Source organism: Kitasatospora sp. NPDC036934, from assembly GCF_055608425.1.
Genome location: NZ_JBVJQR010000002.1, coordinates 454,782 through 473,467, shown reverse-complemented (window position 1 = coordinate 473,467; position 18,686 = coordinate 454,782). Strand labels below are relative to the sequence as shown.

Below are 18,686 nucleotides of genomic sequence, written 5' to 3'. Positions count from 1 at the left end.
CTGCTGGCAGCAGCTTGCCACCGCAGGATGCTGCAACTCCCAAGGGCTCCGCAGCCGTTCGGGAGGCTCTACGGTCATGGGTATTCCCCCGGTCTCCCTCATGCCGGTGAGGACACATCCCGACCCACTGTCGCCACCGCGGCTTGATCATGCCGCCGATCGCAGGAGAGGTAATGGCAAGTCAAAGGAATTTCGCGGCTCGGCTGGGCGAGTGGAGTGCCCAGCACCGCAAGACCGCCGTCTTCGGCTGGATCATCCTGGTCGTCCTGGTCACCGTGCTCGGTGGCATGGCCGGGCAGAAGAGCCTGACCCAGGCCGACTACGGGACCGGGGAGTCGGGCCGCGCCGCCCAGGTCCTCAAGGACGCCGGGATCAACGACCCGGTCAACGAGCTGATCCTGGTCCACAGCGACGGCCTGACCTCGGACTCCCCGGAGTTCCGCAGCGCCGTCCAGGCCACCGCCGACGCGGTCGGCAAGACCGGTCTCGCGGAGAACCTGCGCGACCCGTACACCACCCAGGCCTTCTCGGCCGACAAGCACTCCGCGCTGATCATGTTCTCCGTCACCGGGGACCCGGACACCGCGGCCGACCGGATCGACCCGGTGATCACCGCGGTGCAGGACACCGCCAAGGCGCACCCGCAGGTGACGCTCGGCGAGTTCGGTGGCGCGACCGCCCTCAAGGGCATCAACGACAGCCTCGGCGAGGACTTCACCCGCGCCGAACTCACCGCGCTGCCGGTCGCGTTGGGCATCCTGCTGGTGGTCTTCGGCGCCTTCGTGGCGGCCGTGCTGCCGGTCGCCCTGGCGGTCACCGCCTGCATCGGCGCCATGGGCCTGCTCGCGCTGAGCAGCCAGGCGGTGCCGGTGGACGGCATGACCAACTCGGTGATGTTCCTGATGGGCCTCGCCGTCGGCGTCGACTACTGCCTGTTCTACCTGCGCCGTGAGCGCGAGGAGCGGGCGGCCGGCCGGGACAAGGCGACCGCGCTGCGGATCGCCGCCCACACCTCGGGCCACTCGGTGATGGTCTCCGGCCTCACCGTGATGGTCGCGATGGCCGGCATGTTCCTCTCCGGACTGACCGTCTTCGAGGGCTTCGCGATGGCCACCATCGAGGTCGTCGCCGTCGCGGTGGTCGGCTCGATGACCGTCCTGCCGGCCCTGATGTCGATGCTCGGCGACAAGGTCGCCTCCGGCCGGATCCCGTGGATCAGCAAGCGCCGCCAGGCCGCCGCGGCCAGCCCCAAGCCCGCCAACGCGCTGCTGCGCGGTGTGCTGGCCCGCCCGGGGATCTTCGCCGCGCTGGCCGCCGCCGTGCTGCTGGTGCTGGCCCTGCCGGCGCTCGGCATGAAGACCGAGAAGCTCGGCATGGACAAGCTGCTGCCCTCGGACAACCCGCTGGTCTCGGTCTCGCAGCAGATCGACCGGGAGTTCCCCGGTTCGCCCTCGCCCGCCACCGTGGTGGTCAAGGCCGACGACATCGAGTCGCCGCAGATCGCCAAGGGCATCGAGGACTTCAAGCAGGCCGCGCTGGCCTCCGGCAAGACCGGCAACCAGATCGACGTGCGGTACTGGAAGGACAAGAACATCGCCCAGATCAGCGTTCCGCTGGCGGGCAACGGCACCGACGCGACCTCCAAGGCGGCTCTGACGGCGCTGCGCGGGCAGCTGGTGCCGCAGACCCTCAAGTCCGTCCCCGGCACCACCGCGCTGGTCGCCGGTGACCTCGCCTTCTCGGTCGACTACAACGACCAGCTGGACAAGAGCATCGTCCCGGTGTTCGCCTTCGTCATGGGCGTCACCTTCCTGCTGATGCTCTTCTCCTTCCGCTCGCTGACCATCTCGATCACCTCGATCCTGCTCAACCTGCTCTCGGTGGCGGCCGCGTACGGCGTGATGACCGCGGTGTTCCAGCACGGCTGGGGGGCCTCGATCGTCGGCACCAAGGCGCCGGGCGCGATCGAGTCCTGGATGCCGCTGTTCGTCTTCGTGGTGCTGTTCGGCCTCTCGATGGACTACCACGTGTTCGTGGTCTCCCGGATCCGCGAGGCCTACCTCTCCGGCAAGTCCAGCCGGGAGGCGGTCGGCCTCGGCATCCGCAACACCGCCGGGGTGGTCACCAGCGCCGGTCTGATCATGGTCGCGGTGTTCGCGGTCTTCGGCACCCTGGGCATGCAGGACTTCAAGCAGCTCGGCATCGGCCTGGCGGTCGCGGTCCTGCTGGACGCCACCCTGGTCCGCGCGGTGCTGCTGCCCGCGGTGATGGCCCTGCTCGGCGACGGCAACTGGTACCTGCCGCGCTGGCTGGGCGGCGGTCGCACCGCCCGGGCCGCCCACGCCGCCGGGGCGCCCGCCGCCAACGGGCACCACGAGCCCGCCGGCACCGCCTACGTCGGCTGACCGAGCGCCCCTCCTCCTCCGTTCACCACTGGAGCCACCACCGTGTTCGAGTTCAGAGTCATCGACGGCACCACCGCCCGCGAGGTCATCGCGGGAGCCAGGCCCCGGATCGTCCAGGAGGTCCGGGAGACCTACCTGACCCACGGCGCCGGCGAGTCCGTGAACCCCGACAGCTACTTCCTGCGGTTCCCGGCCAAGCCCGACGCCCGGATCATCGCCCTCCCGGCCTACCTCGGCGGCGGCGTCGGCCTGGCCGGCCTCAAGTGGATCAGCAGCTTCCCGGCCAACATCGAGCGGGGCTTCCCGCGCGCCTCGGCCGCCCTGCTGCTGAACGACTACGAGACCGGCTACCCGTTCGCCGTCCTGGAGGCCTCGCAGATCAGCGCGGCCCGTACCGCGGCCTCCGCCGTCCTCGCCGCCGAGGTGCTCGGCGGCGGCCGTACGGCGGGCCGGCTCGCGGTGGTCGGCGCCGGCATCATCGCCCGCAACATCCTGGAGTTCTTCGGCGCCCAGCAGTGGGCGATCGACGAGCTGGTGGTGCACGACCGCAAGGCCGAGTACGCCCAGGCGCTGGTGGACCACGCCGACGCCGAACTCGGTTACCCGGCGCGGGTGGTGGAGGACCTGGGCGAGGCGCTCAAGGGCGCCGACGTGGTGGTGCTGGCGACCACCGCGGGCGAGCCCTACATCCTCGACCCGGAGACCTTCGCCCCCGGCCAGCTGGTGCTCAACATCTCGCTGCGCGACCTCGCCCCGGAGATCATCGGCGGCGCGTACAACGTGCTCGACGACGTGGAGCACTGCATGAAGGCGAACACCTCCCCGCACCTGGCCGAACAGCTCTACGGCAACCGGGAGTTCGTCACCGGCACGCTGGCCCAGGTGATCGAGGGCGAGGTCGCCGTCGGCACCGACCGCCCGGTGGTCTTCTCGCCGTTCGGCCTCGGCGTGCTCGACCTCGCGGTCGGCGCGCTGGTGCACGACGAGGCGGTGGCCGCGGGCAAGGCCACCGAGATCCCCGGCTTCTTCGCGGAGACCACCCGCTGGTAGGCCACGGCGCGGACCCGCCCCACCGGGACCGCTGACACCGGGCCCGTCCCCCAGCGGGCCCGTCACCACCGACGAGGGCCCCGACCGTTCACCACGGTCGGGGCCCTCGTGGGGTTCCGGACTCGGACCGAGCGGGCTCGGACCGGTCGGTCTCAGGCGTCGGTGCCGCCGAAGCGGGCGGTCCAGGCCGCCAGGTCCTCGTCGGTGATCTTCGCGAACAGCACCGGCGGCACGGTGAACGGCGTTCCGGCCGGGACGAGGTCCAGCGCCCGCGCCTCGTCCCCGGTGATCCAGCGGCGCTCGTCCGCGGGGAGCGCGAAGGCTCCGCGCATCGCCGCCGCCGCGGCCGGGACGAACGGCTCGGACACCACCGCGTACAGGTGGATCAGGTTCATCGCGGTCCGCAGGGTCAGCGCCGCCGCCTCCGGGTCGGTCTTCACCTGCCGCCAGGGCGCCGTCTCGTCCAGGTAGGAGTTGCCCGCGCTCCACAGCGCGCGCAGCGCCTGGGCGGCCTTGCGGAAGTTGAGCGCGTCCAGCTGGGCCTCGTACTCGGCCAGCAGGCCGGCGATCTGCTCGCCGAGCCGCGCCTCGGCCTCGCCCGCCGCGGCCCCGGCCGGGACGTCGTCGCCGAAGCGCTTGCGGCTGAACGAGAGCACCCGGTTGACGAAGTTGCCGAGGGTGTCGGCGAGGTCCTTGTTCACCACCGAGGCGAAGAGGTCCCAGGTGAAGCTGGAGTCGTCCGACTCGGGGGCGTGGGCCATCAGGAAGTAGCGCCAGTAGTCGGCCGGCAGCAGCTCCAGCGCGACGTCGGTGAAGATGCCGCGCTTCTGGCTGGTGGAGAACTTCCCGCCGTAGTACGTCAGCCAGTTGAAGGCCTTGACGTAGTCGACCTTCTTCCACGGGCGGCGCGAGCCGAGGATCGTCGCCGGGAACATCACGGTGTGGAACGGGACGTTGTCCTTGGCCATGAACTCGGTGTAGCGGACGGTCTCGTCGGCCTCGTACCACCAGGACTGCCAGTCCCGGGCCTGCCCGGCCGGGGCCGCGTCGGCCCACTCCTTGGTGGCGCCGATGTACTCGATCGGGGCGTCGAACCAGACGTAGAACACCTTGCCCTCGGCGGCCAGTTCGGGCCAGACGTCGCCCGGCACCGGGACGCCCCACTCCAGGTCGCGGGTGATCGAGCGGTCCTGGAGGCCCTCGGTCAGCCACTTGCGGGCGATCGAGGAGGCCAGCACCGGCCAGTCGTCGCCGTGCTCGGCGATCCAGGCCTCGACCTCCTCGGTCAGCTTCGACTGCAGCAGGAACAGGTGCCTGGTCTCCCGGACCTCCAGGTCGGAGCTGCCGCTGATCGCCGAGCGCGGCTCCAGCAGGTCGGTCGGGTCCAGCACCCGGGTGCAGTTCTCGCACTGGTCGCCGCGCGCCTTGTCGTAGCCGCAGTGCGGGCAGGTGCCGACGATGTAGCGGTCCGGCAGGAAGCGGCCGTCGGTGTTGGAGTACACCTGGCGGACGGCGCGCTCCTCGATGAAGCCGTTGCGCTGCAGCTCGCGGGCGATCTCCTGGGTGATCTCCCGGTTCTGCGGCGAGGAGCTGCGGCCGAAGTGGTCGAAGGACAGCCCGAAGCCGTCGTACACCGCCTTCTGCGCCTCGTGCGCCCGGGCGCAGAACTCGGCGACCGGCAGCCCGGCCTCCTGGGCGGCCAGCTCGGCGGGCGTGCCGTGCTCGTCGGTGGCGCAGATGTACAGCACCTCGTGGCCGCGTTGGCGCAGGTAGCGGGAGTAGACGTCCGCCGGGAGCATCGACCCGACCATGTTGCCCAGGTGCTTGATCCCGTTGATGTACGGAAGGGCGCTGGTGATCAGGTGCCGAGCCATCCTCGGATGCTCCGATTTCTCCCGCACGCGCACCCCACCCGGAGTGCTGTGCCAGGCGCAGGGGTCCACTGTGGGCTGCCAAGCCTACCGCCGCCGACCCGGCGGACCGCTCCGCCGCCCGGCCCGGGCGGCCGGATCCACGACCAGGTTCGCAGCTGGATCCACGGCCGGGTTCACGGCCGGGCGGGGTCGGCGTACCGGTCGAACTCCCCGGCCTTCACCCCGCGGACGAAGGCCGCCCACTTGCGCGGCGTCGTCCGCACGACCACGTCGGGCCGGTCCGACTCGCGGATCTCCACCAGGCCGCCCCTCGCTCTGACCTCGACGCAGTCGGTGCTCTCACCGCTGGCCGACGCCTTGCGCCAAACGTTCATGCGAAATCTTTCAGTAAGGCCCGGATGAAGTCCCGGGACTCCGCCGTCCCGAGCGCGATCGCCGCGGTCTTCTCCTTGATCCGCCGGTAGGAGGCCAATTCCGCTTCGGAGTGCACGAACTTCGGTCCGTGGGAGAGGTCGATCTGGACGGTGTCCAGTTCCGGGACGGGCCCCCGGGCGAGATACAGGCTCTCCCCGGACCCGGTGTAGGTGGGGACGCTGAACGGGATCACCCGGATCTCCACTCCGGGGCACTCGGAATTCTCCAGCAGGCCCAACAGCTGGCAGCGCAGCACTTCCGGGCCGCCGAACTGCATGCGCAGCGCGGATTCGTGCAGGATTGCGCTGTACGGCTTCGGACGGTCCACGAAGATCTGCTGGCGCCGAATCCGGAATGCCTTCCGGACCTCCGCCTCCTGCCGGTGCTGCGCGGGGAGCCGCTCGAACACCGCGGCCGCGTAGTCCGGGGTCTGCAGCAGCCCGGGGATGAAGGTGCTGTTCAGGATGGACAGCGAGGCCGCGTGGTGCTCCATCTCCGCGATGTCGACGATCCCGCTGGGCATCCGCCCCCGGTAGCCGTCCCACCAGTACTTCCGGCGGTCCTGCGTCATGGCGAGCAGGGCGTCCAGGTACGGCCCGTCCGGGCAGCCGCAGGTGCGCGCCCAGAGCCGCAGCCGCTCGGCGCTGATGCCCGACTTCCCGTTCTCCATCTGGGAGATCTTGGGCAGGTCGGTGCCGATCGTGGCGGCCAGGCTCTTGGGCGTCACGCCCACGCGTTCGCGCATCCTGCGCAACTCGATCCCCAGGCGCTGCTGGCGCACGGTCGGCGACAAGCGGGGTGGCATGACTCTCTTCTCCGGATCGCGGCTACGGTCGATGCTTCCGGTGAAGTGTGCCGTGCACACCGGGCCCTAGCTAGCGAATTGGGGGATACCCCACGATGGAGTGAACGTCCAGTCCCTCGGTAGCAACTCTGGCACCCTGACTCTATGGTCATCCGTGTCACTCACTGACTTGTTGCTCCCTAAACAGTCGCCACTCAGCCGTAAATACACACCAGATGCATGGTCAGGGCGCTCGACATCACCGACCGGAGACAGCCATGCCCCTTCCCCCGCCTCTCCGCCTTCCCCGTCGCCCCCACCTTCCCCGGCGCATTTCCGCACCCCGGTGAATGCCCTTCTCGTCGCCGGATTGTCCGCCCTCCTCCTCGCCGTCCTATTCGTCGGCTGGCTGGTCTGGCTGGTCAGCGTCCAGCCCCGGGAACTCCGGGCGACGACCCGCGAACTCCGGGCGACTAAGCACGACTTCACCCCCCGTCCGCCCGTGCCGGGCCGGCCCGACTAGCGGGTCGGCCCGCCGACACCGCCGACCCGGCCGCCGGGGGCGCCGCACCCTCCCCCGGAGAAGCCAGGAGGCCCGGAGCCCCCCTGGCCCCGGACCCTCCCGCCTCCCGCCCCGCTCTCACCCGATCAGATCCAGCGTCCCCGCCCAGGGCCCCGTCCCGACCAGGTCGTAGCCGCCCGCCAGCACCAGGAACAGCAGCGCCGCCAGCGTCACCCCGGTGTAGTGCAGCCGACCGAACACCCCCCACCAGCCGCGCCGCCAGGCGACCACCGCGCAGACCACCATCAGCAGGGTGAGCACCGCCGCCCCCGCGTACATCGCCGGCACCACCTTCAGCAGCGGCGAATCCCCCAGGAAGAGCGTCTGGTTGAGCGCGTTGGAGTCCGAGGTGAGGAGCGCGAAGCACCCGGTGGCGACGACCAGCACCGCGCCGGTCACCCACCCCAGCAGCCGCACCACCGGCTGCCCGGCCCGCCCCTTGCCCCGCGCGGCCCGCACCACCGCGGCCACCAGCCAGCCGATCACGGTGAGCCCCAACAGCGCCAGGCTTCCGATCGCGATCCGCTGGTGCAGCTCGGGGGCCTGGTACCAGGCCAGCGGCTGGTAGGCGATGGTCGGGTCGCTGTCCGTGACCATCGAGACGACGTCGCCGTCCCCGTTCAGCTCGAAGGCGAGCTGCGCCGCGCCGCCGACCTGCTGGAAGAGACCCGGCTGCACCTGCTCCCACTGGGTCTCGTCGACCTGCGGGTCCCGGCTGACCGGCCCGGTCACGATCAGCTTGCCGTCCCGGGCGGCGATGTGGACGGAGCCCATCAGCGCCGCCGCCTTGGTCAGGTTGGACTGGCTGACCCGGGTCGACCGGTAGTCCCCGGTGAACTTCCCGAGGTCCCCGCCGATCGCGGCAGGCGCGGCGGCGGAGGGGGAGGCCGGGTAGAAGCGGTCCACGAAGGCGTTCAGCACCTGCTGGGTCATCCACCCGCCGGTGGCGTCCTCGCCGTCCCCGTTGACGGTCACGTACAGCCCGACGCCCCGCCCCGGCAGCAGCGCCAGGTTGCTGTGGAAGCCGGGCACGTCGCCGTCCTTGACCAGCAGCTGCTGACCGTTCCGGTTGCGCTGTTCGAGCAGGTACGCCATGCCGGGGATCCGCTGGTCGGGCCCGAAGTGCCGGGCGAGCAGCAGGGCGTCGCCCTCCCGGTCGAGGATCGAGCGGCCGTCCACCGAGCCCCCCTGGAGCTGGGCGAGCATCAGCCGCCCCATGTCGGTGACGGTGGTGACGGCGGCCGCGCCGGTCGGGGTGAGCGGGCCGTAGAGCCCCTTGGTCTCGGTCTGGCCGTCGCCGTCCGGCCGGTAGCCGTGGGCGAGGTCGGCGTCGATGCCGGCCGGGTGCGGCTGGGAGAAGGTGGTGTGGTCCATGCCGAGCGGCTGCAGGATGTGCTCGGCGACGTACTGGTCGAACGGCTGTCCGGAGACCACCTCGACCAGGTAACCGGCCAGCGCCACACCGTAGTTGTCGTACGCGGCGGTCACCCCGGGCGCCCGGACCCGGTCCGGCTGGTGGGCGGCCAGCGCCGCCCCCAGGCCGCCGACGTGCTGCGGGGCGGCCTCGGCCAGCCCCATGAAGGTGTCGTCGAAGCCACCGGTGTGGGTGAGCAGGTTCTCCACGGTGACCGGGTGCCCCGGGTAGCTGTCCTTGATCTTGAAGCCGGTCAGGTAGGTGTTGACGTCCGCGTGGAGGTCCAACTTCCCCGCCCGGACCTGCTGGAGGACGGCTACGGCGGTGAACACCTTGGCGTCGGAGCCCATGAAGAACGCGGTCCGGGCCGGGTCGACGGCCTTGCGGTTCGGCACGTCGGAGACCCCGTACCCGCCGGCGAAGACCTGCTGCCCGCCGGCCACCACGCCGACCGCCGCGCCGGGGATCTTGTGCTCGGCGAGCAGTTTCGGCACGATCTCGTCGAACAACCGCTTCACCGACCCGGGGTCGGGTGGTGCCGTCGATCCGCCCGCCGCCGCCGAACTCCCGCTGGCCGCCGTCGTGGTGGCGGCGTGGGCGCGGTCCGGCGTGAGCCCGTACAGGAACAGACCGATCGCCGCGAGCAGCAGGACCAGTCGCACCCAACCCCGCCGGACCAGCGGCCGGGTACCCTCTGCACGTCGCACGCTCATGGTGAACTCCCGTTCGGTACAAGTGGCTTGTGGAAGCTCCGGCGCCCTGCGGCGGGTTGCTTCCCGACACCCCCAACACTAGGTCGGGGAGCACCACCGGGACATGGCCTCTGGGCGTCGATCGGGGGGTGTACCCAGGTACCACCAACAGGGGTCCAGGGCCCAGTGATCGGAGCGGCGCCGGACGGCAGTCTTGTTGTCGTCAGCAAGCGACGCAACGGGTAGGGATACCGGCCGCGAGGCCGTCACGGAAGGGGCCGAGCGGTCATGACCAGCAGCATCACCACGGGAGTTGTGAGCAACGTGCAGAACACCGACACCACGAGCGGCCGCGCCGGTCGACGGAACCCGCTCGGCGCGCTGCGCAACGCCGTCGCGTCGCTCTTCCGCGGCCCGGCCCTGGCCGCCTTCGCGGTGCCGCAGCTGGCGCTGCTGACCGCCGCCTCGGTCGCCGCCGCCCTGCTGGGCCTCGGCGTCGGCGCCCTGCTGGTGCCGCCCACGATCCTGGCGGTCCGCGGCCTGGCCGGGCTGCGGCGCCGGCTGGCCGCCCGCTGGTCCGGAGTGGAGATCCGCGACCCCTACCAGCCGCTGCCGGAGGGCGAGGCGGGCTTCAAGGGGGCCTGGAAGCGCTGCCAGGCGATGCTGTCGGACCAGGCCACCTGGCGCGACCTGCTCTGGCTGCTGATCGACCCGGTGATCGGCTTCACGGTGGCGCTGCTCCCGCTCGCGGTGGTCGCCTACGGCGTCTTCGGCCTGGTGCTGCCCCAGGTCTGGCAGTCGATCGCCGACAACGGCGGCAACACCTGGTACCTCTGGTTCCACGTCACCGACTCGGCCACGGCCGGCACCGCCGCCCTGTTCGGCGTCCCGGTGGTGCTGGCCGGCCTGGCGCTCGCCCCCGCCGCCCTGCGCGGCCACACCGCCCTCGCCAAGGCGCTGCTCGGCCCGACCGCCCGGGCCGAGGCGCTGGCCGCCGAGCGCAAGGTCGCCCACCTCACCGAGACCCGCCGCGACGCGCTGACCACCCAGGCCGCCGAGCTGCGCCGGATCGAGCGGGACCTCCACGACGGTGCCCAGGCCCGGCTGGTCGCCATGGGCATGAACCTGGGCGTCGCCGAGCGGCTGGTCGAGCGTGACCCGGAGGCCGCCAAGCAGCTGCTCGCCGAGACCCGCCAGGCCTCCGCCTCCGCCCTCAACGAGCTGCGCGACCTGGTCCGCGGCATCCACCCGCCGGTGCTCGCCGACCGCGGACTGGCCGACGCCGTCCGGGCCCTGGGCATGGACAGCCCGCTGAACGTGACCGTCTCCGCCGAACTGCCCGGCCGCCCCGAGGCCCCGGTCGAGTCCGCCATCTACTTCGCCGTCTCCGAGGCCCTCACCAACGCCGCCAAGCACTCCGGCGCCGCCCACGTGGACGTCCAACTCTGGTACGAGAACGGCACTCTGAAGGCCCAGATCACGGACGACGGCACCGGCGGCGCCGACCCCTCCCGCGGCACCGGCCTGCGCGGCCTGGAGCGCCGACTTGCTACCTTCGACGGAGTCCTGGCCGTCCGCAGCCCGCTCGGCGGCCCCACGACCCTGACGATGGAGCTGCCGTGCGAGTTGTACTCGCGGAGGACCTCTTCCTCCTGAGGGACGGTCTGATCCGGATGCTGCAGGCCTACGACTTCGAGGTCGTGGCCGCGGTGGACACCGGACCGGACCTCCTACAGGCCCTCCTCACCGAACGGCCGGACGTGGCAGTCGTCGACGTACGACTCCCCCCGACGTTCACCGACGAGGGCCTGCAGGCGGCTCTGGAAGCGCGCCGGCAGATCCCGGGTCTGCCGGTGCTCGTGCTTTCCCAGTACGTGGAGCAGCTCTACGCCAAGGAGTTGCTCGCCGACGGCAGCGGAGCGATCGGCTACCTGCTGAAGGACCGGGTCTTCGACCCCGACGAGTTCGTCGCCACCGTCCACCGGGTGGCCTCGGGCGGCACCGCGCTCGACCCCCAGGTGATCGCGATGCTGGTCAGCAACACCGAACGCACCAAGCCGCTGGCCCGCCTGACGCCCCGTGAGCGCGAGGTCCTGGAGCTGATGGCGGAGGGCCGCTCGAACGGGGCGATCGCCGAGCGGATGGTGATCACCGAGCGGGCGGTGAAGAAGCACACCGCGAACATCTTCCTCAAGCTCGACCTGCCGCCCTCCGAGGAGGACCACCGCCGGGTACTGGCGGTGCTGGCCTTCCTCCAGGTCGCCCCCTGACCGGCTAGGACGCCGTCTCCCCGGCCACCCAGCGCAGGTAGCCGGGGCTGCCGGACACCACCGGCACGGCGATCACCTCGGGCGTCTCGTACGGGTGCCGCTCGGCGACGAACCCGGCCAGCCGGCCGGCGAGTTCGGCCCGGGTCTTGAGGTCGATCCGCCACTCCTCGGCGTCCTGCACCTCGCCGTCCCACCAGTACACCGACCGCACCGGGTACACCTGGGCGCAGGCCGCCAGCCGCTCCCGCACCACGGCGGCGGCCAGGCCCCGGGCCTGCTGCTCGCTCTCGTGGGTGGTGGTCACCACGACGAAACCCTGCTCGTTCGCTGCCATCCCCCGAGCCTAGGGCGTTTCCCGCCCGGGCGCCCGGGCGGGCGGGGCCGGAGTCCCTCACCCCCTGCGGGCGGTGTGGACGGTCATCGCGGACAGGTAGAAGGCGTCCGGCCGGTGCAGGATCCCGGTCGGGGCGTCCTCGTCGATCAGTGCCGCCAGGGTGGCGCGGTCCTCCGGGTCGAGCACCTCGGCGAGCTGGTCGTACCGCCGGGCGAGCTGGGTGCGCAGGTACGCGCGGACCGGGGGGTCCAGCGGGGCCGGGCGGTCGACCAGGAAGGTGCGGGTGCCGCTGGGGGTCAGCCCGGCCCGCCGCAGCATGGCCGGCCAGTCCTCGATCTCCTCGGTGGCGCCCGGGAGTTCGGCCCGCATGGTGGCGAAGCCGTCCTCCTGGGCGGCGTCCAACCGGGCCTGGAAGCCGGGCCGGCCGAGGCCGAAGTCGCGGGGCAGGAAGCGCGGCGGCAGTCCGCTCTCGGCGACGGCGAGCAGCCCGCCGGGGCGCAGTCGGCCGGCCAGGGCGGTGAGTGCGGCCTGCTGGTCGCCGAGGTGGTGGATGGCGTTGCCGGACCAGATCAGGTCGGCCTCGCCGAGCTTGTCGAACTCGGCTGGCAGCTCGACCTGTTGGGTGCCGAGCCGGCCGCCGGAACGGGTCCGGGCGCGCTCCAGCAGAGCGGCCGACTGGTCGACGGCGACCACCTCGGCCGCCGGGAAGACGTCCGCGAGCAGCCCGGCGATCACCCCGGGCCCGGCTCCGACGTCGAGCACCCGGCGCACCCCGCCGTCACCGGCGAGCCCGGCCAGCCAGTGCCCGGCCCCGGTGACGGCCTCGGCGCGCAGTTCGGCCTCCTGCTCCAGGTGCGCCGCGAGGGCGTCCCAGTCGAGGTCGGCGGCGGGCACCTGCCCATGACTGTGGCCGTGGCCGTGCTGCTGGTGCTGGTGCTGCTGGTGTGCGGACATGGTGTCGCCTCTCAGATGGTGGATCGGTGGTGGATGGTGCCGGGTCAATGGCAGCCTGCCCGCTCAGACGGCCGGCGCCCGGCCGGCCGCGCGGCCGAGCGCGACCGCCCGGCCGATCTCCTCGTCCAGCAGGTCGTGGTCGAGGGCGAAGGCGGCGGCCGCGCCCGTCCCGGCGGCGACGACCACCTGGGCGCGCGGGTCGGCGACGTTGCCGACCGCCCAGACGCCGGGCACGCTGGTGCGGCCGGTCCGGTCCGTGGTGACCCAGCCGTCGTCGTCCCGGGCGCAGCCCAGGCCGGCGAGCAGCGCATCCCGGGGCACCGGCCGCGGGACGACGAACGCCGCCTCCCGGTCGACCACCCGCCCGCCGTCCAGTTCGACGCCGCGCAGCCCTCCGTCATCGGCGACCAGCCGGACGATCCGGCCCTCGACCACCCGTACGCCGCGCGCCGCGAGCCGCTCCCGCTCGGTGACGGTCGGCTCCAGGGTGTGGGCGAGCAGCACCACGTCGGCCGACCACTGCCGCAGCAGCAGCGCCTGGTCGACCGCCGCCGGGGAGGTGCCGAGCACCCCGAGCGGCCGGTCGCGGACCTCCCAGCCGTGGCAGTACGGGCAGTGCAGCACGTCCCGGCCCCAGCGTCCGGCGAGGCCGGGCAGGTCCGGCAGTTCGTCCCGCAGCCCGGTGGCGACGACCAGCCGGCGCGCGCGCAGCACCGGCCCGCCCGCCAGGTGGACGACGAAGCCGGCTTCGGCCGGTCCGGCGTCCTCGACGTGCTCGACCCGTCCGTCGATCAGGTCCGCCCCGTACCGGGTGACCTCCTCCCGCCCGACCGCCAGCAGCGCGGCCGGCGGCATGCCGTCCCGGCTCAGGAAGCCCTGCAGGTGGGCCGCGGGGGCGTTGCGCGGTTCACCCGCGTCGACCACCGCGACCCGCCGCCGGGCCCGGCCCAGCACGAGGGCGGCGTTCAGTCCCGCCGCACCGGCTCCGACCACGACCGCGTCGTAGCGCTCCGCCGTACTCTTCTCGCTCATCGTCGCTCACCTCCACCGCCAGGCTGCGACCGACCACCCGATTCCGGCAAGCCTTGTTGCCGTCTCAGCAAACACCTTCCGTTCCGCTCCCGGTCCACCGCCAGTACCGGCGGTCGGCCCCCACCCGCGCCACCCCGCACCCCGGCGAAGGCCCCGGCCCCGACCCAGGCCACCCGCAACACCTGCCCGGGCGTGGCCGGTTCGCCCTGCCGGACGCCGACCACCCCGAGCGGGCACAGCGACAGGTAGCGGAGCCGTCGTGCACATAGGCGGCGTACGTCTGCTCGCCGCTGATCCCCGCGAAGCTGCCGGGGCGGCCATCCCGTTCCCCGCCAGGGAGATCCCCGGAACTCCTTGCCCTGGAGCGCACTCCAACTCCTAGCATCTCCCCCGACCCACCGACTCACCGACCAAAGGACCCCCATGCGCTACCGCGCCCTCGGCGGCACCGGCATCGAGGTCAGCGCCTACTGCCTCGGCACGATGATGTTCGGCGCCATCGGCAACCCCGACCACGACGACTGCGCCCGGATCATCAACACCGCGCTCGACCGGGGCATCAACTTCGTCGACACCGCCGACGTCTACTCGGCCGGCGAGTCCGAGGAGATCGTCGGCAAGACCCTGGCCGCCCGCGGCGACCGGGACGACATCGTGCTGGCCACCAAGGCGCACTTCCCGATGGGCGAGGGCCGGGGCCGCGGCGGCAACTCCCGGCGCTGGATCGTCCGCGAGGTCGAGGAGAGCCTGCGCCGGCTGCGCACCGACCGGATCGACCTCTACCAGATCCACCGGCCGGACCACACCACCGACATCGAGGAGACCCTCGCCGCCCTGGGCGACCTCGTCCGGGCCGGCAAGATCCTCTCCTTCGGCTGCTCGACCTTCCCCGCCGAGCAGATCGTGGACGCCCACCACGTCGCCGAGCGCCGTGCCCTGCCCCGCTTCCGCACCGAACAGCCGCCCTACTCGCTGCTCGCCCGCGGCATCGAACGGGACGTCCTGCCGGTCGTTCAGCGGCTCGGCATGGGCGCCCTGACCTGGGGCCCGCTGGCCGGCGGCTTCCTCACCGGCCGCTACCGCAAGGGCCGCCCGGTCGACCTCAGCACCGGCCGCCCCGCCATCAACCCGGGCCGCTTCGACCCGGCGCTGCCCACCACGGCCGCCAAGCTGGACGCGGTCGAGGCCTTCACCGAACTCGCCGACGGCCTCGGCCGCACCCTGCCCGAACTGGCCACCGCCTTCCCGCTGGCCCACCCCGCCGTCACCTCGGTGATCATCGGCCCCCGCACCATGGACCAGCTCGAGTCCGCCCTCAAGGCCGCCGACCTGGTCCTGGACGACGCCACCCTGGACCGGATCGACGCCGTCGTCCCGCCCGGCACCGACCTCTACCGGGCCGACGGCGCCTGGCAGCCCCCGTCCCTCACCACCCCCGCCCTCCGCCGCCGCCCCACCCCCGACCGCCCGGCCGCCTAAGGCCTCGGGCGTGTCGCCGTCCCGCAGGCGGGAGTTCGAGGACACGCCCCAGGGCCCGGCACCGAACTCACACCCTCGGCGCGGCGAAGCAGTGCACCAGGACCGTACGGCCGGAGGCCCAGCACTGTTCGCCGCTGCCGAGCAGGGTCCAGCCGAGGCGGCGGTAGAGGCCCAGGGCGGCGGTGTCGGTGGCGAGCACGTCGAGCACCGGGTGCAGCCCGAGCGTCCGGGCGTGCACCACGGCGTGGGCCAGCAGCCGGGCGCCGGCGTCCCGGCCGCGGGCCGCCGGGGCCACGTACAACCGGCCGATCACGGCGGTGAGTTCCGGTCTGCCGCCGGTGCGCAGGCTCCACAGTCCGGGGGCCATGTCCCCGGGTCCGCTGCGGACCAGCCCGACGTGGCCGGCGATCCGGCCGTCCGCCTCGGCGACCCAGGCGGCCAGCAGGCCGTCCGGGGTGAGCCAGTCGGCCGGCCGCTCGGGCCACTCGGCTGGGTAGCCGTCGGTGGCGTGGACGTCGCCCAGGGCCCGTACACAGTCGGCGAGGTCGGCGGCGCGGCGCCGACGGACGCCCACCCCCACCCCGCTCCACGGTGGGCCGGACGCGACGACTTTGGCGCGTTCTTCAAGGTCAGCCATGCCGGTACGTTACCGGCAGGCCCTCACCGCCGCAGCAGGTCGACCACGCCGGTGAGGTCCTCGGCGCCACTGCCGAGAGCCAGCCGGTGCTCCATCAACCGGAAGTACGGGGACAGCAGTTCGGCGCTCACGCCCTGTTCCTCGGCGGTGCGCAGCAGCGTGCCCTTCCCCGCGACCTGCATCGCCAGGCTGGAGGCCACCCCGGTGGTGTAGTCCCCGCTCTCCAACCGCTCCGCCGTCCCCGCCACCGACCCGGCCATCGCGGTGAGCCAACTCCCCAGCAGCGGAGCCAGCTCGCCCGGCGCCACCCCCGACCCGCGCACCAGCGCGAACGCGTGGGCGATCCCGGCGAACATCCCGTACATCGCACTGAGCAGCGCCACGTCGTGCAGTGCGGCGTGCCCGGCGTCCGCACCGACGTACCGGGCCCCCGCCGGGACGCCCAGCACCTCCCGGTGCTCCTCGAACAACTCCCCCGAGCCGCTGTAGAAGACGTACGCCCCGGCCCCCGGAACCCCGATCATCGGCGGCACCGCCATGATCCCGCCGCCCAGGTAGCGGGCCCCGCGCGCCTCCGCCCAGACCGCGCGGGCCCGCGCCTGCCCCGGGGTGCCGGTGACCAGGTTCACCACGTCCTTCCCCGCCAATTCCACAACGCCCAGCGCCTCTTCGACCGACTCGTCGCCGAGCAGGCAGACCACCACCAGCCGCCCGGCGGCGACGGCCTCGGCCGCGGTGGCCGCCACCGCGGCGCCCTCGGCGGCCAGCGGTTCGGCGCGGACGCCGGTGCGGTTCCAGACGGTGAGCGGGTGCCCGGCGGCGAGCCAGGCGCGGGCCAGTGCGGTGCCCATCGCCCCGAGGCCGAGCAGGGCGACGGGGAACTTCGACTGATTCTCAACTTCCTTCTGTGCCATGCCGATCAGCGTCGACCAACCCCCACCCACGATCAAGTACGCACTTCGGAGTGGGTGGTTACCCTGGGGTGAGCGACGAGGTCGGAAGGGGTGGGGCATGGCGACCGTGCCGAGGCCGGGGGCGCACGTCTGCGGAATCGACGCCGCGATGGACGTGATCGGCGGCAAGTGGAAGGTGCTGATCCTGTGGGCCCTCGGCGAGCGCCCGCACTGCCGCTTCGGCGAACTGCGCCGGCTGGTGCCGGGCATCACCGAGAAGGTCCTGGCCGCCCACCTGCGCGAGCTGGAGGCGGACGGCATCGTGCACCGGGAGGCCCACCAGGAGGTGCCGCCCCGGGTCGAGTACGCGCTGACCGAATCGGGGCGGCACCTGAACGCGGCCCTGGCCCCGCTGGGCGCCTGGGGCCGGAGCCACGTCCTGAACCGGTGACACCGATGCCTCAGTGCTCCTCCTCCGCCAGGTGGTCCACGCCGGCCGCGATCGCGAGCAGCAGCCCGGTGTCCGCCCCGTCCGCGACCTCCACCCCGTAGGTGTCCCGGACCCGGAACCACTTGCGGGAGATCCGGGCGAGCTGGTCCCCCTGGTGGTTCTCGATCCGGTAGTCCTTGTCGATCAGGTCGCCGTGGATCCGCAGCTCACCACCGCCGGCCAGCTCCACCAGGTACTTGTCCCGGAACGGGGTGAACAGCTTCTCCCGTACGGTCGCCACCACCTCGCCGTCGGCGTCCTCGATCCTCATCGCGTCGCGGACGGTGAGCATCTTCTCCTTCACCACCGCGACCACCCGCCCGTGGGCGTCCTTCAGCTCGAAGGTGTGCCGAAGCCGCAGCACCTTGCCGTCCACCAGGTAGGCCTTGTGCCCCCGATCGTCCTCGATCCAGTAGTCGTCGCCGACCGCGAACAGCTTCTCCCTGACCAGGTATCGCACCACAGCCTCCTCCGAACCCGACTCGAACCACCCATTCGACCCGAGCCCCCACCCACCACCAAGCACCGCCGCGCCACCCCGTTTCAATACCGCCATGCTGATCACCCCGCTGCACACCGAGCGCCTCGACCTCCTCCCCCTCACCCCCGACCACGCCGACGACCTCGCCGCCGCCCTCGCCGACCCCGCCCTGCACACCTTCACCGGCGGCCGCCCCGCCACCCCCGAGGAACAGCGCGCCCGCTGCGCCCGACTCGCCGCCGGCTCCCCCGACCCGGCCGAGGTCTGGGCCAACTGGGTCCTGCGCCTGCGCGCCGACGCCACCCTGACCGGCTACGTCCAAGCCACCGTCCACCCCGCGGCCGCCGAAGCCGAACTCGCCTGGGTGGTCGGCACCCCCTGGCAGGGCCGCGGCCTGGCCACCGAGGCCGCCCGCGCCCTCCTCACCCACCTCACCGCCTCCGGCATCACCACCGCCACCGCCCACATCCACCCCGCCCACCACGCCTCCGCCCACATCGCCCGCACCCTCGGCCTGCGCCCCACCCCCCACACCCAGGACGGCGAAACCCGCTGGCAGACCGATCTCCCCCACCCGTAGGCACCCACCCCAGCACCCCGAGCACCCCCACCCACGCCCACCCCCACCTCCCCCTCCCCCGACCAGGCGAGAGGGACGCGCTGCGGGAGGGGGCGGTGGAGGGGGTGGGCGCGGAGAGGGGCGTGACGGGTGATTTTCAGACCGCCAACGACGAGCACCCCGCGCGATGAGGGTCGGCGGTCCGAAAATCACCCAGCCCCCGGAGCACCCACCCCCGGAACCGCCCCCGGAACCACCCCCGGAACCACCCACCCTCCCGAAAGCCCCCCACACAACAACAGCCCCGCGCAGCGGCCCCCACCCCCGGAACACCCCCGCCCCTCATGAGGTTGGATAACCCC

General features: G+C 72.7%; 17 protein-coding genes. 7 read left to right on the top strand and 10 right to left on the bottom strand.

Annotated features, from left to right (window positions below; genetic code table 11):
* Positions 1–173: 173 nt before the first annotated feature.
* On the top strand, positions 174–2,405 hold the full coding sequence (locus tag ACZ7BZ_RS04910; protein ID WP_470357123.1) for an MMPL family transporter: 2,232 nt from the start codon (positions 174–176) through the stop codon (positions 2,403–2,405).
* A gap of 42 nt (positions 2,406–2,447) precedes the next feature.
* A complete protein-coding gene (sbnB, locus tag ACZ7BZ_RS04905) occupies positions 2,448–3,455 on the top strand; it encodes a 2,3-diaminopropionate biosynthesis protein SbnB (protein WP_380459291.1) in 1,008 nt (335 codons plus the stop codon).
* 152 nt (positions 3,456–3,607) lie between these two features.
* Here the strand turns inward: sbnB and metG are convergent, their stop codons facing one another.
* The 4 genes from metG to ACZ7BZ_RS04885 form a co-directional block, all read right to left on the bottom strand.
* Complete coding sequence (metG, locus tag ACZ7BZ_RS04900) at positions 3,608–5,329, bottom strand: methionine--tRNA ligase (RefSeq protein WP_470357122.1); 1,722 nt, start codon at positions 5,327–5,329, stop codon at positions 3,608–3,610.
* Positions 5,330–5,502: 173 nt separating this feature from the next.
* Entirely contained in the window at positions 5,503–5,703 is a 201-nt protein-coding gene (locus tag ACZ7BZ_RS04895) for a DUF397 domain-containing protein (RefSeq protein WP_380459286.1), read from the bottom strand.
* Entirely contained in the window at positions 5,700–6,548 is an 849-nt protein-coding gene (locus ACZ7BZ_RS04890; protein ID WP_470357121.1) for a helix-turn-helix domain-containing protein, read from the bottom strand. Before ACZ7BZ_RS04890 ends, ACZ7BZ_RS04895 begins: the two co-directional genes overlap by 4 nt.
* A 619-nt stretch (positions 6,549–7,167) precedes the next feature.
* Positions 7,168–9,216: a serine hydrolase domain-containing protein gene (locus ACZ7BZ_RS04885; protein ID WP_470357120.1), complete on the bottom strand. Its 2,049-nt coding sequence runs from the start codon at positions 9,214–9,216 to the stop codon at positions 7,168–7,170.
* Positions 9,217–9,483: 267 nt separating this feature from the next.
* Between ACZ7BZ_RS04885 and ACZ7BZ_RS04880 the strand changes: the two genes are divergently transcribed.
* Positions 9,484–10,851 carry a sensor histidine kinase gene (locus ACZ7BZ_RS04880; RefSeq protein WP_470357119.1) on the top strand — a complete coding sequence of 456 codons (1,368 nt, stop codon included), beginning with the start codon at positions 9,484–9,486 and terminating at the stop codon, positions 10,849–10,851.
* Complete coding sequence (locus tag ACZ7BZ_RS04875) at positions 10,815–11,465, top strand: LuxR C-terminal-related transcriptional regulator (RefSeq protein ID WP_380459276.1); 651 nt, start codon at positions 10,815–10,817, stop codon at positions 11,463–11,465. The genes ACZ7BZ_RS04880 and ACZ7BZ_RS04875 overlap by 37 nt, the downstream gene beginning before the upstream one ends.
* Before the next feature lie 4 nt (positions 11,466–11,469).
* Here the strand turns inward: ACZ7BZ_RS04875 and cutA are convergent, their stop codons facing one another.
* The 3 genes from cutA to ACZ7BZ_RS04860 all read right to left on the bottom strand — a co-directional run bounded on the left by cutA (position 11,470) and on the right by ACZ7BZ_RS04860 (position 13,785).
* Positions 11,470–11,799 carry a divalent-cation tolerance protein CutA gene (cutA, locus tag ACZ7BZ_RS04870; protein ID WP_470357118.1) on the bottom strand — a complete coding sequence of 110 codons (330 nt, stop codon included), beginning with the start codon at positions 11,797–11,799 and terminating at the stop codon, positions 11,470–11,472.
* A 57-nt stretch (positions 11,800–11,856) separates the two neighbouring features.
* Positions 11,857–12,753 carry a class I SAM-dependent methyltransferase gene (locus ACZ7BZ_RS04865; RefSeq protein WP_470357117.1) on the bottom strand — a complete coding sequence of 299 codons (897 nt, stop codon included), beginning with the start codon at positions 12,751–12,753 and terminating at the stop codon, positions 11,857–11,859.
* Between the two features lie 63 nt (positions 12,754–12,816).
* A complete protein-coding gene (locus tag ACZ7BZ_RS04860) occupies positions 12,817–13,785 on the bottom strand; it encodes an NAD(P)/FAD-dependent oxidoreductase (RefSeq protein ID WP_470357116.1) in 969 nt (322 codons plus the stop codon).
* Between the two features lie 423 nt (positions 13,786–14,208).
* On the opposite strand from ACZ7BZ_RS04860, the gene ACZ7BZ_RS04855 reads away from it, so the two are divergent.
* Positions 14,209–15,264: an aldo/keto reductase gene (locus ACZ7BZ_RS04855; RefSeq protein WP_470357115.1), complete on the top strand. Its 1,056-nt coding sequence runs from the start codon at positions 14,209–14,211 to the stop codon at positions 15,262–15,264.
* 67 nt (positions 15,265–15,331) lie between these two features.
* Here the strand turns inward: ACZ7BZ_RS04855 and ACZ7BZ_RS04850 are convergent, their stop codons facing one another.
* Together ACZ7BZ_RS04850 and ACZ7BZ_RS04845 are read right to left on the bottom strand one after the other, a co-directional pair.
* Entirely contained in the window at positions 15,332–15,901 is a 570-nt protein-coding gene (locus ACZ7BZ_RS04850; protein WP_470357114.1) for a GNAT family N-acetyltransferase, read from the bottom strand.
* A 23-nt stretch (positions 15,902–15,924) separates the two neighbouring features.
* Positions 15,925–16,815 carry an NAD(P)-dependent oxidoreductase gene (locus ACZ7BZ_RS04845; RefSeq protein ID WP_470357113.1) on the bottom strand — a complete coding sequence of 297 codons (891 nt, stop codon included), beginning with the start codon at positions 16,813–16,815 and terminating at the stop codon, positions 15,925–15,927.
* Positions 16,816–16,912: 97 nt separating this feature from the next.
* On the opposite strand from ACZ7BZ_RS04845, the gene ACZ7BZ_RS04840 reads away from it, so the two are divergent.
* Positions 16,913–17,245: a winged helix-turn-helix transcriptional regulator gene (locus ACZ7BZ_RS04840; protein ID WP_470357112.1), complete on the top strand. Its 333-nt coding sequence runs from the start codon at positions 16,913–16,915 to the stop codon at positions 17,243–17,245.
* A 10-nt stretch (positions 17,246–17,255) separates the two neighbouring features.
* Here the strand turns inward: ACZ7BZ_RS04840 and ACZ7BZ_RS04835 are convergent, their stop codons facing one another.
* Entirely contained in the window at positions 17,256–17,744 is a 489-nt protein-coding gene (locus tag ACZ7BZ_RS04835; RefSeq protein ID WP_470357111.1) for an LURP-one-related/scramblase family protein, read from the bottom strand.
* A gap of 94 nt (positions 17,745–17,838) precedes the next feature.
* Here ACZ7BZ_RS04835 and ACZ7BZ_RS04830 point away from each other — a divergent pair, with 94 nt between their 5' ends.
* Positions 17,839–18,345 (top strand): GNAT family N-acetyltransferase, encoded by a 507-nt coding sequence (locus ACZ7BZ_RS04830; RefSeq protein WP_470357110.1) that lies wholly within the window; start codon positions 17,839–17,841, stop codon positions 18,343–18,345.
* Positions 18,346–18,686: the final 341 nt, after the last annotated feature.